Annotated in this window: 14 protein-coding genes; 9 read left to right on the forward strand and 5 right to left on the reverse strand. The window is 67.6% G+C overall.

Annotated features, from left to right (window positions below):
• The first annotated feature begins 4 nt into the window (after positions 1-4).
• Positions 5-571, forward strand: coding sequence for a DUF3558 domain-containing protein (locus G6N18_RS22860; RefSeq protein ID WP_067215664.1), 567 nt, complete (start codon positions 5-7; stop codon positions 569-571).
• Positions 568-1,125: a DUF3558 domain-containing protein gene (locus G6N18_RS22865; RefSeq protein WP_083005719.1), complete on the forward strand. Its 558-nt coding sequence runs from the start codon at positions 568-570 to the stop codon at positions 1,123-1,125. Before G6N18_RS22860 ends, G6N18_RS22865 begins: the two co-directional genes overlap by 4 nt.
• Here the strand turns inward: G6N18_RS22865 and G6N18_RS22870 are convergent.
• The gene (locus G6N18_RS22870; protein WP_407663536.1) at positions 1,122-1,652 is read right to left on the reverse strand and encodes a SixA phosphatase family protein; all 531 of its coding nucleotides are present in this window, start codon (positions 1,650-1,652) and stop codon (positions 1,122-1,124) included. The genes G6N18_RS22865 and G6N18_RS22870 overlap by 4 nt on opposite strands.
• Before the next feature lie 104 nt (positions 1,653-1,756).
• Between G6N18_RS22870 and G6N18_RS22875 the strand changes: the two genes are divergently transcribed.
• Genes G6N18_RS22875 through G6N18_RS22890 form a run of 4 tightly spaced genes read left to right on the forward strand, consistent with a single transcriptional unit; the run spans position 1,757 to position 7,626 of the window.
• The gene (locus G6N18_RS22875) at positions 1,757-2,905 is read left to right on the forward strand and encodes a metallophosphoesterase family protein (protein WP_083005756.1); all 1,149 of its coding nucleotides are present in this window, start codon (positions 1,757-1,759) and stop codon (positions 2,903-2,905) included.
• Positions 2,902-5,523 carry an AAA family ATPase gene (locus G6N18_RS22880; RefSeq protein WP_083005715.1) on the forward strand — a complete coding sequence of 874 codons (2,622 nt, stop codon included), beginning with the start codon at positions 2,902-2,904 and terminating at the stop codon, positions 5,521-5,523. Before G6N18_RS22875 ends, G6N18_RS22880 begins: the two co-directional genes overlap by 4 nt.
• 54 nt (positions 5,524-5,577) lie before the next feature.
• A complete protein-coding gene (locus tag G6N18_RS22885; protein ID WP_083005711.1) occupies positions 5,578-7,116 on the forward strand; it encodes a GMC family oxidoreductase in 1,539 nt (512 codons plus the stop codon).
• 36 nt (positions 7,117-7,152) lie between these two features.
• Complete coding sequence (locus tag G6N18_RS22890) at positions 7,153-7,626, forward strand: DUF309 domain-containing protein (protein WP_083005708.1); 474 nt, start codon at positions 7,153-7,155, stop codon at positions 7,624-7,626.
• Positions 7,627-7,698: 72 nt separating this feature from the next.
• Here the strand turns inward: G6N18_RS22890 and G6N18_RS22895 are convergent, their stop codons facing one another.
• Genes G6N18_RS22895 through G6N18_RS22910 form a run of 4 tightly spaced genes read right to left on the reverse strand, consistent with a single transcriptional unit; the run spans position 7,699 to position 13,110 of the window.
• Positions 7,699-9,369, reverse strand: a complete 1,671-nt coding sequence (locus G6N18_RS22895) for an oligopeptide ABC transporter substrate-binding protein OppA (protein ID WP_083005705.1) — start codon at positions 9,367-9,369, stop codon at positions 7,699-7,701.
• Between the two features lie 11 nt (positions 9,370-9,380).
• Positions 9,381-11,225 (reverse strand): oligopeptide ABC transporter ATP-binding protein OppD, encoded by a 1,845-nt coding sequence (locus tag G6N18_RS22900; RefSeq protein WP_083005702.1) that lies wholly within the window; start codon positions 11,223-11,225, stop codon positions 9,381-9,383.
• Positions 11,222-12,136, reverse strand: a complete 915-nt coding sequence (locus tag G6N18_RS22905) for an oligopeptide ABC transporter permease OppC (protein WP_083005699.1) — start codon at positions 12,134-12,136, stop codon at positions 11,222-11,224. The genes G6N18_RS22900 and G6N18_RS22905 overlap by 4 nt, the downstream gene beginning before the upstream one ends.
• Positions 12,133-13,110 (reverse strand): oligopeptide ABC transporter permease OppB, encoded by a 978-nt coding sequence (locus tag G6N18_RS22910; RefSeq protein WP_083005696.1) that lies wholly within the window; start codon positions 13,108-13,110, stop codon positions 12,133-12,135. Before G6N18_RS22910 ends, G6N18_RS22905 begins: the two co-directional genes overlap by 4 nt.
• Positions 13,111-13,313: 203 nt before the next feature.
• Between G6N18_RS22910 and G6N18_RS22915 the strand changes: the two genes are divergently transcribed.
• The 3 genes from G6N18_RS22915 (at position 13,314) to G6N18_RS22925 (ending at position 15,896) form a co-directional block, all read left to right on the forward strand.
• Positions 13,314-13,559 (forward strand): hypothetical protein, encoded by a 246-nt coding sequence (locus G6N18_RS22915; RefSeq protein ID WP_082949433.1) that lies wholly within the window; start codon positions 13,314-13,316, stop codon positions 13,557-13,559.
• A gap of 125 nt (positions 13,560-13,684) precedes the next feature.
• Positions 13,685-14,389, forward strand: coding sequence for a response regulator transcription factor (locus G6N18_RS22920; protein ID WP_083005693.1), 705 nt, complete (start codon positions 13,685-13,687; stop codon positions 14,387-14,389).
• A complete protein-coding gene (locus tag G6N18_RS22925; RefSeq protein WP_083005689.1) occupies positions 14,367-15,896 on the forward strand; it encodes a sensor histidine kinase in 1,530 nt (509 codons plus the stop codon). The genes G6N18_RS22920 and G6N18_RS22925 overlap by 23 nt, the downstream gene beginning before the upstream one ends.
• Positions 15,897-16,052 lie beyond the last annotated feature (156 nt).

Below are 16,052 nucleotides of genomic sequence, written 5' to 3' on the forward strand. Positions count from 1 at the left end.
TACAGTGCATGGCGTGACCCACAGCACGCGTATGACCCGCTGCCTGGCGGTTGCGGCCGCGGCGGTCATCCCGCTGGTCGCCGCATGCTCGGATTCCGAACCGGCCGGCCCGCAGGTGCCCGAGGACAGCCCGCCGCCGACGGAGAACGTCTCGCACGGTCCGTTTTTTCCGGAATGCGGCGGTATCAGCGACCAGGAGATCACCAAGCAGACCCGGGTGCCGGGGTTGGTCAACACCGCCAAGACCTCGGTCGGCTGCCAGTGGCTGTCCGGCGGCAGCATCTTGGGCCCGCACTTCTCGTTCACCTGGTTCCGGGGCAGCCCCATCGGCCGAGAGCGCAAGACCATGGAGCTGTCGCGCACCAGCGTCGAGGACATCAGCATCGAAGGCCACGACGGGTTCATCGGCTACAGCGAGGATCCGATCAACGGCGTCAACCTGTGTGAGATCGGCATCCAGTTCGACGACGACTTCATCGAGTGGTCGATCAGCTACGCCGCGAAGCCGTTCCCGGATCCCTGCGAAGTGGCCAAGGAACTGACCCGCCAATCGATTGTGAATTCCGAATGAGAACCGCGTCCGTTCGTCGGCTGCTCGCGGGCCTGCTCGCGGTGCTCGCCGCCCTCTCCGTGCTGATCGGTTGCACGCGGACGGTGGAGGGCACCGCGGCCAAATCGGGCTCGGGTGGCGGACCGCGCAACGAGGACTCCGAGCGGCAGTACCCGAACCTGCTCAAAGAGTGCGAGGTGCTGACCGAGGACATCCTCGCCGAAACCGTGGGCGCCGATCCGCTGGACATTCAGAGCACATTCGTCGGCGCGGTGTGTCGGTGGCAGGCGGCCAACCCGTCGGGTCTGGTCGACATCACCAGGTTCTGGTTCGAGATGGGCGATCTCGACCACGAACGCGAGGTCGCCCAGCGGCTGAACTACCGGATCGAAGACCGCCGGGTGGCCGGCATCCAGTCGATCGTGATGCAGCCCAACGATCCGAACGGCGCGTGCGGCGTGGCCAGCGACGCCGCCGGTGTCGTGGGCTGGTGGGTCAATCCGCAGGCGCCCGGGATCGACGCCTGCGGGATGGCGCTGAAGCTGATGGAATTGACGCTCGCCACCCGCGCCTAACGCGCCACGTGGAAGGTGACCAGCGCGGCGCCGTCGAGGCCAAGCTGATCCCACGGCCGCTCGGTGCGCAGCACCGCGATCGATGAGGTCGGGAACTTCATCGAGATCTGCTCGGCCGCAGTCTTGTTGCTGTCCTCTGCGTTGGCCAGCCCCAGGGCGACGCCGGACATCGCCGGCTCGTGCCCGATGACCAGCAGCGTCTGCACCTGGAAGTCGAAACGTGTCTGCACCCGGTTGATCTCGTCGATCACCGTGCCCGGCGTCGCGTCGTAGATGCGGTCGACGTACTCGACGGGTGCGGCGACACGGGTGCGGGCCAGTGTCTCGCGGGTGCGGGTCGCGGTCGAGCACAGCACCGCGTCCACCGGGGTCGACTGCGCCCGCAGCCAATCGCCGGCCAACCCGGCCTCGCGCACCCCCCGCGGGGCCAGCGGGCGGTCGTGATCGGCCACGCCCGCCGGGTAGTCGGACTTGGCGTGCCGGAGCAGCAGAAGCGTGCGATTCACCTTTGTCACCGGACTGGTCACCGGTCTCACGGTAAGGCATGCCGACGCACCTCCCGGGACTTGTCGGGGCACCGCCCTACACTCGCGATGCCTGGCAAACACGCAAGCAGAAGGGATGGGCCGAGATGCGATTCGTGCACACTGCCGACTGGCAACTCGGCATGACCCGGTACTTCCTCAATGGCGAGGCGCAGCCCCGTTATTCGGCCGCGCGCCGCGACGTGGTGGCCGAACTCGGGCGCGTGGCCGCCGAGTCCGGCGCGGAGTTCGTGGTCGTCGCCGGCGACGTCTTCGAGCACAACCAGCTCGCGCCGCGCGATGTCAGCCAGTCGCTGGAGGCCATGCGTGCCATCGGTGTTCCGGTGTACCTGCTGCCCGGCAACCACGATCCGCTGGATGCCTCGTCGGTGTACACCAGCGCACTGTTCACCACCGAATGTCCCGACAACGTGACGGTCCTCGCCCGCGCGGGCGTGCACGAGGTGCGCCCCGGTGTGCAGTTGGTGGCGGCGCCATGGACGTCGAAGGCGCCGTCGTCTGATCCGGTCGCGGATGTGCTCGCCGACCTATCCGCCGACGGTGCCGTGCGAATCGTCGTCGGCCACGGCGGTGTCGACATCTTCGTGCCCGATAAGGACCGGCCGTCGCTGATCCGGCTGGCGGCGCTCGAGGCGGCCATCGACCGAGGCGTGGTGCACTATGTGGCGCTGGGCGACAAGCACTCTCGGATGCAGGTCGGGTCCACCGGGCGGATCTGGTATTCCGGGTCTCCGGAGGTCACCAACTACGACGACATCGAGGCCGACCCGGGGCATGTGCTGATCGTCGACGTCGACGAGGATGACCCGGCGCACCCGGCTCGCGTCGAACCGCGGAAGGTGGGCCGCTGGCGGTTCGTCACGCTTCGCCGTGGGGTCGACAGCGGCCGTGACGTCACCGACCTGGACATCAACCTCGACCTGCTGCCGGACAAGGAACGCACCGTGGTGCGCCTGGCGCTGACCGGATCGCTGACCGTCACCGACAAGGCTGCACTGGATCGGTGCCTGGACAAGTACGACCGGTTGTTCGCGGCGTTGAGCCTGTGGGAGAAGCAGACCGACATCGCGGTGATGCCCGCCGACGGTGAGTTCGACGACCTCGGCATCGGCGGATTCGCGGCGTCGGCGGTCGACGAATTGGTCGGGACGGCCCGTTCGGACGGCGAGGCGGCCGACGACGCGCGGGCCGCGCTCGCACTGCTGCTGCGGCTGTCGGATCGAGGTGCGGCGTGAAACTGCACCGCCTGGTCCTGACCAACTACCGCGGAATCACTTACCGCGAGATCGAATTTCCCGACCGCGGTGTGGTGGTGGTCAGCGGGGCCAACGAGATCGGCAAGTCGTCGATGATCGAGGCGCTCGACCTGTTGCTGGAGGCCAAGGACCGGTCATCGAAGAAAGAGGTCAAAGAGGTCAAGCCGACACACGCCGACGTCGGCGCCGAGGTCACCGCCGAGATCTCCACGGGGCCATACCGATTCGTGTACCGCAAGCGGTTCCACAAGCGCTTCGAGACCGAGCTGACCGTGCTGGCGCCGCAGCGCGAGCAGCTCACCGGCGACGAGGCGCACGAGCGCGTCCGGGGCATGCTCGAGGAAACCGTCGACACCTGCCTGTGGCAGGCCCAGCGGGTGTTGCAGTCGTCGTCGACCGCGGCGGTGGACCTGTCCGGTTGCGACGCGCTGTCCCGCGCGCTCGATGTGGCCGCCGGTGAGGCGGTGGCACTGTCGGGCACCGAGCCGCTTCTGATCGACCGCGTCGAAGAGGAGTATCTTCGCTACTTCACCCGGACCGGCAGGCCCACCGGCGAGTGGGCCGCGGCCACCAACCGGTTGCGGGCCGCCGAGGAGGCGCTGGCCGAGGCGGCGGCCGCCGTCGCGGAGGTCGACGACGCGGTGCGTCGGCACGCCGCCCTCACCGAGGAACTCGCCCGGCTGAAAGCGCAGCGGGCCGACGCGGCAACGGGACTCGCCGCGGCGCAGGAGGCCGCAGAGGCGGTGGCCGTGCTGGCTCGCCAGCTCAAGGAAGCGGAGCTGGTTGCCGCTGCGGCACAGGCCAACCACGACACATCGCGGGCCGCGGTCGACCAACGACGGCGGTCGCGCACCGACATCGAGCAGCGGGCCGCCTCGATCGCCGATCTGGAGGCAGCCGTCGCCGCGGCCGCCGAAGAACAGTCGGCGGCCGCCGAGGTGGCCGAGGCCGCCGAAGTCGAGGCCGAGCAGGCGCGAAGCGCTCTGGAAGCGACCCAGACCCGGGTCGAAGCGGCGCGTCGATCGGTTCAGCAGCTCGCCGATCGCGACGAAGCGGATCGGATCGCTGCACGGTTGGCGAAGATCGACACCGCCCGGCGTGAGCTCGAACGGGTGCAGGCCGAACTCGACGAGATCCGGCTGTGCGACGAGGGTATGCGGGCCATCGAGGCCGCCAAGGCGGCGGTCGACGTGGCGATGGGACAGGTGGAGTTTGCGTCGGCGCAGATCGAGCTGACCGCGACCGCCGACGTCGAGGTGAGCGTGGGCGGCGAGACAGTCAGGCTCGGTGCCGGTGAGACGTGGGCGACCAGCGTGAGCGCCGAGACCGCCGTCGATGTGCCGGATTTGTTGACTTTCCGTCTGGTTCCGGGTACGCCGGCGTCACAAACTCGGGCCAAACTCGATGCGGCACAGCAGACTTTGGCATCGGCGCTCGAACTCTGCGGGGCCGACGACGTCGCCGCGGCACGAGCCCTCGACCAGCGTCGTCGGCAACTGACGGGCACCCGTGACCGGCTGTGTGCGACCAGCGAGGCACTGGCCGGCGACGAATCGGTCGAACAGCTCAGGGCGCGGCTGGCCGACCTGACCGAGGGCCAGCCGGCGGTCACCGAACTGTTCGACGTCGACTCGGACGCCGCCCGTGCCGAACTCGACGCCGCAACTGCCGCGCAGAAGCAGGCGATCGCCGACTGCGAGACGCACCGTAGAGTCGGCGAAGAGGCCGCAAAGCGACTGCGGCAGCGCGAGACTCGTCTCACCGTACTGACCGAGAAGCTCACCGGAGCACAGGCAGAGCTTGGGCTGGCGCGCGAACGGCTGGACGGGCAGCGGGCCGAAGTCGGCGACGACGACTTGGCGGTGACGGCGCAGGCACATGCCGACGAAGCGCAGCGGGCGGCCACTCTGGTCACCGAGCTGAGCGGCGAATTGGCCCGTACCGCGCCGGATACCGTCGCAGCCGCGCTGAACGACGCCGCGCGCCGGGCGGATGCCTTGGCGGCGAGCCACGATGAGGTCGCCGAGGCCCTGCGCGAGGTCACCACCCAGCTGAAGCTCTACGGAACCGAAGGGCGCAAGGGCAAACTCGACGATGCCGAAACCGAGCGCGAGCACGCCTTCGTGGAGTACTCACGGGTGCAGCGGCGTGCCCGGGCGGCGCAACTGTTGCGATCGGTGTTGGCGCGGCACCGGGACGCCACCCGGTTGCGCTACGTCGACCCGTTCCGCAGTGAGGTGGAGCGGTTGGGCCGCATGGTGTTCGGTGACGACTTCGAGGTCGAGGTCGACAGTGCGCTGCGAATCTGCACTCGCACGCTGTCAGGCCGGACGGTGCCGTATGAGTCGCTGTCCGGCGGGGCCAAGGAGCAGCTGGGCATCGTGGCGCGGCTGGCCAGTGCCTCGCTGGTGGCCAAGGAGGACAGCGTGCCGGTGGTCATCGACGACGCGCTCGGGTTCACGGACCCCGACCGGCTGGTCAAGATGGGTGCGGTGTTCAACGCGGTTGGCGGTGACGGCCAGGTGATCGTGTTGACCTGCAGCCCGCAGAGGTACGCCGCGGTCGACGGCGCCCACCACATCGCGCTGGCCGGCTGAGTTTCCACCGCGAGCTGGGCCCCAGCTCGCCGAGAAGAAATTAGACTCCCGCGAATGGAGGCCGACTACATCGTCGTGGGAACGGGCTCGGCCGGGTCGGTCGTGGCCGGCCGGCTGAGCGCCGACCCGTCCGTTCAAGTCATCGCACTGGAAGCGGGCCCGTACGACAAGGACAAGTTCATCCGGATCCCCGCCGGATTCCAAAAGCTCTTCCGCAGCCCGATGGACTGGGATTACCGCACAGAGCCGCAGAAGGAACTCGACGGCCGCGAGATCTACTGGCCCAGAGGCAAGATGGTCGGCGGGTCGTCGTCGATGAACGCGATGATGTGGGTCCGCGGTTTCGCCGCCGACTACGACGAGTGGGGTGAGGCCGCAGGCGACCAGTGGGACTACGCGCATCTCGAGCCGTACCTGCGCCGCATCGAGGCCGGTCCGCTCTCGATCAGCGCGCAGCGCAGCCCGCGCAGCTCCACCGCCAAGTGGCTGGCGGCCGCCGAAGAATCCGGCTTTCGCATCGAGAAGCCGAACCAGGCTGCGCCTGAGGGGTTTTGCGAGACACTCGTCACCCAGCGCCGGGGTGCCCGGTGGAGCGCCGCCGACGCCTACCTCAAGCCAGCCCTCAAGCGCGCCAACCTCACGCTCGAGACCGACGCACTGGCGACCAGGGTGGTTTTCGACGGGCGCCGTGCCGTCGGCGTCGAGGTGGAGCAGGCCGGCCGCCGCCGCGTCATCAACGCGCGACGCGAAGTGGTGCTGTGCGGCGGCGCGATCAACAGCCCTCAGCTGCTGATGCTCTCGGGCATCGGCGACGGCGAGCGGCTGGCCGAGCACGGCATCGAGACGCGGGTGCACGCGCCCAATGTCGGGGCCAACCTGCTCGACCATTTCATCGCCGCTCTCGGCTTCGACGTGCCCGACGATTCGCTGTTCGGCGCCGAGAAGCCGCTGCAGCTGCTGAACTATTTCCTGCGCCGCCGCGGCATGCTCACCTCCAACGTGGGGGAGGCCTACGGATTCATCCGCAGCCGTCCAGACCTCGCGCTGCCGGACCTGGAACTGATCTACGCACCCGCCCCGTTCTTCGATGAAGGTGTCGGCTATCCCTACGACACCCATGCCGTCGTCCTCGGCACGATCCTGCTCAAGCCGCACAGCAGCGGCACCATCGAGCTGCGCTCGGCCGATCCGAAGGACAAGCCGATCATCGACCCGCGGTACCTCACCGATCCCGACGGCGCGGACCGTGCGGCGATGATGGCCGGCTTGCGCATGTGCGCGAAGATGTCCCAGACGTCGGCGCTCAAAGGCGTCATCGGCAGGATCGCCCGGCCGCTCGACGCGACCACGCTCGACGACGAGACGTTGGAGCGCGCGTTGACCACGGTGTCTCACACGCTGTACCACCCCGTCGGCACGTGCCGGATGGGGCGCGACGACGCCAGTGTGGTCGACCCAAACCTGCGCGTCCGCGGCGTCGACGGCCTGCGGGTCGCCGACGCGTCGGTGATGCCGACGATCATCCGCGGGCACACTCACGCGCCCAGCGTGCTGATCGGAGAGAAGGCCGCCGAGCTGATCCGAGCGGGATGATGCCGGCGCCGACGCGGTGGGTGCCAGGATGGGTTCATGGCCGAACGTGACCGCGACGAAACCGGGCGGCCCCGCAACACCCGTCCGCGCGATGCGCTGGGCCGGCCGCTACCCCACGGCAGCGAGGGCGTCACGCGCATTCCCGACGAACTCGACCTCTCACCGGCCGAGACCCTGCGCTACGCCCAGCGACTCCTCGACGACGGTTTGGCCTTCAACGCCCACGAGGTGCTGGAATCGGCGTGGAAGAGCCGCCCGCAAGACGAACGGACACTCTGGCAGGGGCTCGCCCAACTCGCGGTCGGCATCACCCATGTGCAACGAGGCAACACCAAAGGCGCGATCGGTGTGCTGCGACGAGCGTCGGCCCGCCTGACCGACGGCGGTCAAGCGCCGCATGGCATCGACGTCACCGGCTTGGTCAGCTATGCCGACGCGCTGATCGACGACCTCGAGGCTGGAGCCACGGTTGCGCCCGAGCGACTTCGACCGCGCTTGTCCGCGAACTAGTCCTGCGATTTGTGGAGCCGCACCGGCGGTCACCGCCGCTAGAACTCCACAAATCGCCCGGCCCGGTGCCGGCTACGGCTTCATGAAACCGATCTTGGTGTAGTCCGCGTCGGCCAGGCCGAACGCGCCGAAATTCGCCAGATTGCTTCGGACGGCGACGTTTCCGGTCGACTGGGTCAGTGGCAGGCTGAACACCTCGTCGAACAGCATCTTGTCCAACTCATTGGCGAGTTTCCGAGCCTTGGTGGGGTCGAGCTCGCCGACCGTCTGCTCGATCTTCGCATCGATTTCCGGGCTGCTGATCTTGCCGAAGTTGCTCTCCGCGCCGGTCCGGTAGATCTGCGTCAAGCTCGCGAGCGGGAAAGCGTCACCACTCCAAGCGAATTGGGCGATGTCGAAGTTACCGACGGTGACGTAGTCGGTGAAGAAGCCCGCCGCCGGTCGCACGTCGAGTTCGAGTTTGACGCCGATCTGGGCGAGGTTGGCCTGGGCGATCTGGCCGTACTGACGCGTGCCGAGCGAGTCGAACAGCACGTCGCGGATCACGAGTGGACGCCCGTCCTTCTCGCGGAACTGGCCGTTGAGCCGCCAGCCCAGCGCGTCGAGTTCCTGCTTGGCCTTCTCCGGATCGAACGCGACGGCGCCGCTGTTGTCCTGGTAGCCCTCCTGACCCACGACATAGATGTGGTTGTTCAACGGCGCCGGGTTGTCGGCGAGTCCGCGCTGGGTGACCTCGGCGATCGTCTGACGGTCGATGCCCTTGGCGATCGCCCGCCGCAGCGCGGGATCGGCCAGGATCGAACCCGGCGCACCGTTGAACGTGAAGTGATACCAGGCCAGCCCTGGTGCGCGCCGGATGGTCACCCCGTCCGTGCGCCGCGCGATCTCCATTTCGTCGAGCGTCGCGAGACCGGTGGCGTCGATGGTGTTGTTCTGCAGCGCGGGCATGCGCGCGGCGTCGTCGAGGACCAGGAACGTGATGCTGTCCAGCAGCGGCGGCGTACCCCACCATTTGGGGTTGCGGGTCAACGTGATTCGCTTGGCGCCACGGTCGAGGTTCGACACGATGAACGGTCCGGCCGACGGTCCGGGGGCGTCCAGTTGTCCCTTGTTGAATACCTCGGGGTTCGCCGTCGAACTCTTGGGGACCAGCATCGAGGTACCCGCGAACATGCCGCGCCAGTCCGCCCACGGCTTGGCGAAGGTGATGACGGCTTGGCGGTCGTCGACGCCGCGCTCGACCTTCGCGACGCGGTCGCTGCCGTTGGTGGCGGCGATCGCGAAGTTCTCATCTTTCCCGCTGGTGGCGTGGATCTGAGACTGGATGTCCTGCCAGGTGATCGGCGTGCCGTCGCTCCACACCGCCTTCGGGTTGATCGTGTAGGTGACGACCTGGGGGTTGGTACTCGTCAGCTCGACATTGGTGAAGTAGTCGGTGTTGACGGTGGTAGAGCCGTCGGCCGCGATCCGGAAGGCGCGCGGCATCGTCGGCTTCATGAGCGAGTTGTTGTCGCCAGTGTTGCCGTCGATGTGCAGCGGGTTGAAGTTGGGCGGAAACGCATTGAGCGCCAGCCGAAGGTTGCCGCCCCGCTGAAGATCGGCGACGTCCTGCGGATTGATGTCGTTGCTGGTGCCGACCGCTGCGTCCCCGCCTGCGGAGGGGGCCTCTTCGGTGCCGCCGGAACACGCAGTCAGGGTCAGCGCGGTGATCATCGTCGCCGCAAGGAAGCGTCGCAAGCTCATGCGCTCCGACTTTAGCTGTGATGCACTTCTGGTTGCGGGACCGCGGCGAGCAACCGCCGGGTGTAGTCCTGGCGGGGGTTGGCGAACACCTGGTCGCCCTCGCCCTGCTCGACCACGGTGCCCTTGTACATGACCGCCACGTGGTGCGCGAGGTGTCTGACCACGGAGAGATCGTGTGAGACGAAAAGATAGGACAATCCGAATTGCTGCTGCAGATCCAGCAGCAGGTTGATGATGCCGGCCTGGATCGACACGTCGAGCGCCGACACCGGTTCGTCGAGCGCCAGGATCTTCGGTTGCAGCGCGAGCGCCCGAGCTATTCCGATGCGTTGCTTCTGCCCGCCGGAGAACTCCGTCGGATAGCGTGTGGCGTCCTCCCGGCGCAACCCGACTATGGCGAGCAGTTCGGCGACCCGTTCGTCACGGCTGCGCTTGTCGAATCCGTTGGCCTGCAAGGGTTCGGCAAGCACGTCGAACACCGGGAGCCGCGGGTCCAGCGATGCCACCGGATCCTGGAACACAACCTGCAGATCGCCCCGCAACGCCCGCCGGGCGTGTCGGTCCAGCGATGCGACGTCGTGACCGAGCACTTCGATGCAACCGGACTCCGGAGCCGTCAACTGCAAGACCTGGTGCAGCGTCGTGGACTTGCCCGACCCGGACTCGCCGACGATGCCCAGCGTGCGGCCCTGCTGCAACTCGAAGCTGACGCCGTCGACCGCACGCACCTCGCCAACCTGGCGGCGGAACACCACACCCTTGGTCAGCTTGTAGGTCTTGACCAGGTCGGCCACCCGCAGCACCACCGGCGCGTCGGGGTCGGGCGGCGTGTCGGGCGGCGCGGTGGACACCCCGTAGATGTCGGCGGCGCTGCGGCCGACGACGTGTTCGGTGCGAATGCAGGCCGCGCGGTGTCCCGTTTCCGTCGACCCCGTCGGGAGCAGCTCAGGTTCGGCGGCGCGGCAGTCGTCGATGGCCAGCGGACACCGCGGCGCGAAGGGACAGCCGGGCGGCAGGTCCGCCATCGACGGCGGTGCGCCGGGTATGGGCACCAGTCGCGCACCCTGCGCGGCGTCGAGGCGCGGCACGGACCCCAGCAGCCCGACGGTGTAGGGCATCCTGCGATCGGTATACAGCGCGGACACGGACGCGGTCTCGACGGCGCGCCCGGCGTACATCACCAAGGCACGGTCGGCGAACTCGGCGACCACACCGAGGTCGTGGGTGATGATCAACACGCCGGCGCCGGTCACGTCGCGGGCGGTCTTGAGCACGTCGAGGATCTGGGCCTGCACCGTGACGTCCAGCGCGGTCGTCGGCTCGTCGCAGATCAGCAGGTCGGGATCGTTGGCGATCGCGATCGCGATCACCACCCGCTGGCGCTCGCCACCGGACAACTCGTGTGGGAATGATTTCGCCCGCCGGTCGGGTTGCGCGATGCCGACCAACTCGAGCAGTTCGACCGCCCGCTTCCTGGCCGCCTGGCGACCGACGCCACGCTGATGAATCTCGATCGCCTCGGCGATCTGGTCGCCCACGGTGTAGACGGGGGTCAACGCCGACATCGGGTCCTGGAACACCGTGCCGATGGACTTCCCGCGGATCGCCGACATCCGTTGATCCGACAGGCCGATCAGCTCGTCCCCGTGGAGGCGGATCGAGCCGGCCACGTCGGCGTATTCGGGCAGCAGTCCGATGACGGCCATCGCGCTGGCCGATTTGCCCGCCCCCGATTCTCCGACCAGCGCGACGACCTCGCCCTTGTCGACGTCGAAGCTCATGCCGCGCACCGCGTTGACCGGCGCGGTGTCGGTCGGGAACGCGACGGTGAGGTCGCGGACTTCGAGCAGAGTCATCGCGGCCGGCGCTTCCGCAGCTGCTGCGCGCCCGGGTCTAGCGCGTCGCGCAGGCCGTCACCAACCAGGTTGGCGCACAAGATGATCAGCACCAGCACTCCGGCAGGAAACAGGAAAAGCCACGGGAACGTCGTCGCCGACTTGGTGCCGTCGGCGATCAGTGTGCCCAGCGACACGTCGGGCGGCTGGATGCCGAATCCGAGGAAGCTCAAGCCGGTTTCGGCCAACACCGCGACGCCGACGTTGAGCGCGGTGTCGATGATGATGATCGACGCGACGTTGGGCAGGATGTGACGCACGATGATCCGCGGGCCGCTGACACCCATATACCGCGCCGCGGCGACGAATTCACGATCGCGCAGGCTCATCGTCATGCCGCGAACGATCCGCGAACTGATCATCCAGCTGAACAACGACAGCAACACGATCATCCAGACGATGTCACCCTTGGTGCGCTGCACCACGATTGAGATCAGCAGGAAACTCGGCACCACCAGCATCAGGTCGACCAGCCACATCAGGGCCGGGTCCCGCCAGTCGAGGAAGTACCCGGAGATGGTGCCGACGGTGGCCGCGATGATCGTCGAGATGAACGCGACACAGACGCCGATCAGCATCGATTTCTGCATGCCCCGCAGTGTCTGCGCGAGCAGATCTTGCCCCAGCGCATTGGTCCCGAACCAGTGTTCGGGATTGGGGGGCTGCTGCAACGCGTAGTAATCGAGTTCGCTGTAGCTGTAGGGCAGCAGCGGCGGCAACGCGTAGCACCCGATGAACAGCAGCACCAACAACACCAACGAGATCACCGCCGCCTTGTTGCGCAGGAAACGGCGGAACACCAGCGATTTGCGCGACGTGAACCGCGCGGCGTCGACACCGGTTCGCGCGGTCGTCGACAGCTCTGCCGTCATGATCCGCGCACTCTCGGGTCGAGCGCCGCATAGACGACATCGGAGAGCAGGCCGGCGAGCAGGATCATCACGGCGGACAAGATGGTGATCGCGGCGACGATGTTGATGTCCTGATTGCCGATACCGGTGACGATCCATTCGCCGACGCCGTACCAGCCGAAGATCTTCTCGGTGAACACCGCGCCGGTGACCAACCCCGCGACGCTGTAGGCGAATAGCGTCGCCATCGGAATCAGCGCCGTCCGGAGCCCGTGTTTGACCAGGGCTTGCCGTCGCGTCAGGCCCTTTGCCCGCGCGGTGCGGATGAAGTCCTGGCCGAGCACGTCGAGCATCGCGTTGCGTTGGTATCGGCTGTAGATCGCGATCGAGCCAAGCGCGAGCGTCATACTCGGCAGCACCAGGTGCTGCAACCGGTCGACGAACTGGTTCCACGCGCCTTCGATGGGGTAGGTAGACGTCTCACCGGTGTACTCGAAGATCCGGACGCCTAGCACGTTGTTCACACCCAGCGCCGCGAGGATGAACAGGTTGGCCAGGACGAATATCGGTGTGCTGATCACCAGCAACGACAGCAGCGTGACCACGCGGTCGCTGAGCCGGTACTGCCTGATCGCACCCCACGCGCCGGCGGCGACGCCGATTATCGTGCCGACCACCGAGCCAATGATGAGCAGCCGCAGGCTGACCCCGACGCGTCGCCACAATTCGTCGGTCACCGGTTGCCCGCCGACGGTGACCCCGAAGTCGCCGCGGATGGCGCCGGACGCCCAGTGGACGTACTGCTCGAGCACCGGCTTGTCGAGTCCCAGCTCGACGCGTTTGGCGTCGATCACGGCCTGGGGCGGGCGCGGGTTGCGGCTCTCGAGGCTGTCGAGCGGATTGAACTGCCATGAGGCGAGCAGAAACACCAGAAACGACGCCAGCGCCAGCAACACCAGGTAGTTGAGCAGTCGGCGCGCCAGGAACCGCGTCATGCGGAGTGTCCGTCCGTCGGCTGCATGCGCACAGGTTAGCCAGACCGCGGATTGATATTTATCGCCGAGGAGGCGTGTCCCGGTCGTTTCGCCGGCCGCGGGTTCGGTTATCCAGCGAGGTAAGGACTCGACGACGAGCCTAAATGCGCTGTTCGAGGCCACGGCGTTGGCCGCCGCGGCCACCAGACGACGGAGAGGTCCAGGTGAACTCGAAACAGATCAAGATGTTCTCTGCGACGGTCGGCACCAGCGCCCTGCTCGCAATGGGTGCGTTCTCGGTGGCATCCAGCACTGCCGCTCAGGACGACACGACCGTCACGCCCGGTCCCGTGACAACCTCGGAGATCACCACTGGCGAGACCATCACCGAAACGGTGATTCCCGAAGCACCGGAGACGACGGTCGTCACGCCGCCCGTGACCGCGGAACCGGCACCGACCATCGACTGACCGTTGCACATGCTGTTCACAGCCGGCACATAGGAAACACTCACATTCCGCTCATCGCGGCCGCCAATAATGGGGCCGTGTCCACGTCCCGTCCTTCAGCCGTCACCGAACCGGGTCGGGTCGTCATGCGCCGAGCCGACGGGAACCCGATTCAGGTACTGGTCGTCGACGACGAACCGGTGCTCGCCGAGCTGATGTCGATGGCTCTGCGATACGAGGGCTGGAACATCGCGACCGCGGGCGACGGCGCATCGGCGATAGCGTCAGCCCGCGAAACTCCGCCCGATGTCGTGGTGCTCGACGTGATGCTGCCCGACATGAGTGGGCTGGAGGTGCTGCACAAACTGCGCGAGCAGACACCTGGGCTTCCGCTGCTGCTGCTGACCGCCAAAGACTCCGTCGAAGACCGCATTGCCGGGTTGACCGCAGGCGGCGACGACTACGTCACCAAGCCGTTCAGCATCGAGGAGGTCGTGCTGCGGTTGCGGGCACTGCTGCGGCGCACCGGCGTGGCGAGCGAATCCGGAGGCGCCAAGATTCTCGTCGGCGATCTCGTCCTCGACGAGGACAGTCACGAGGTGACCCGCGGCGGTGAGCTGATCACCTTGACCGCCACGGAGTTCGAGCTGCTGCGGTTCATGATGCGCAACTCCAAACGTGTGCTGAGCAAGGCACAGATCCTCGACCGCGTCTGGAGCTACGACTTCGGCGGCCGGTCCAACATCGTCGAGTTGTACGTCTCTTATCTGCGGAAGAAGATCGACAGCGGGCGCGAGCCGATGATCCACACCCTGCGCGGTGCGGGGTATGTCCTCAAGCCCGCGCGCTGACGGTGCGCGGATCCGCTCACCGCGGACCTGGTCGCTGCGGGCGCGGCTGCTGGCCTCGCAGATCGTGCTCTTGGCATTGGTGTGTGCGGCCGTCGGGATAGGCACCGAGCTTGCACTGCAACACTTCCTGATGAACCAGTTGGACGAGCGCCTGGCGGAGACGGGTCGACGCTCGTCGGGCCTGTTCGAGTTCGGCCCTCCGCCCCCGCCGCCCGGATTTCCGCGGCCCGGGTTCCGGCAACGCATGATCATCCGCGACGATCTCGGGCCGGGTCCCGCCTTCCTCAACGCGCCCGGGCAGGCAGCCCGCACGGTAGGCGCGGTGGTCTCGCGCGGCACCCCGGTAGACGCCGGGGTGATCACCGCCGACGGCACGCGCAGCGAGATCAGCGCTGACGCAGCGCAGCAGCTCGCACAGGTGGTGCCGGACACGCCGACGACCGTCGACCTCGAGGGGCTCGGCCGCTATCGGGTGATCGCGCTGCCCGGGCATCGACCCGGCGAGAAGATCGTGACCGGGCTGCCGACCTCGGACGTCGACGACACGCTGTTGACGGTCGCGATCATCTTCTGCCTGGTCGGGGCGACCGCGCTCATCGTCGCAACAACGGCCGGGATCCTGATTATTCGTCGTCAACTTGCCCCGCTCGCAAGGGTTTCCGATGCCGCCCAGCAGGTAGCCGATCTCGAACTCGACCGCGGCGAGGTGCGATTGCCGACGCCGATCGTGAAGGTGGACCCGGCGAGCGCGCACACCGAGGTCGGCCAGCTGGGCTCGGCGCTGAACCGGATGCTGGACCGGATCGCGTCGGCGCTGTCCGCGCGGCACGCCAGCGAGACGCGCGTCCGTCAGTTCGTCGCCGACGCCAGCCACGAGCTGCGCACCCCGCTCGCCGCCATCCGCGGCTATACCGAACTGGCGCAACGCAAACGCGACGACCTACCCGACGACGTCGCCCACGCGATGAGCCGCGTGGAGTCCGAGACACGTCGAATGACCCAACTCGTCGAGGACATGCTCCTGCTGGCCAGACTCGACACCGGGCGGCCACTGCAGCGCGAGCCGGTGGATCTCTCCCGCCTGATCGTCGACACGGTCAGCGACGCCCACGTCGCCGGCCCGGAACACGATTGGTCGTTGGACGTGCCCGAGGAGCCGATAATCGTCGTCGGCGACGAGGCCCGTCTGCACCAGGTGCTCGCGAACCTGCTCGCCAACGCCCGCACCCATACCCCGCCCGGCACCTCGGTCACCATCTCGCTGACCGTCGCCGCGGATCGCTCCGTGGTGCTGACGGTGGCCGACGACGGCCCCGGCATCCCCGCCTGGCTGCAGCCCGAGGTCTTCGAGAGGTTCGCCAGGGGCGACACGTCGCGCTCCCGTCGCGACGGCAGCACAGGACTCGGATTGGCGATCGTCGCCGCGGTCGTCAAGGCGCACGGGGGCGCGATCGTGGTGCACAGCCGTCCCGGCGAGACGCGTTTCGTCGTGACCATTCCTGGCTGACCACCCCACCTCATTCCCGCCAGCGTGCGTGTTCGCACACAACACGCCGCGAGATCTCTGCACTTTGTGCACGCTCGCGCCACGGCGCAGACATAGGTCGAGCCCCGGCAGACACGAGCTGCCACCGTCGGATCGTGGTGATTTTCTTCGGGGTCG

It is taken from the genome of Mycolicibacterium celeriflavum, from assembly GCF_010731795.1.
Classification (GTDB): Bacteria; Actinomycetota; Actinomycetes; order Mycobacteriales; family Mycobacteriaceae; genus Mycobacterium; species Mycobacterium celeriflavum.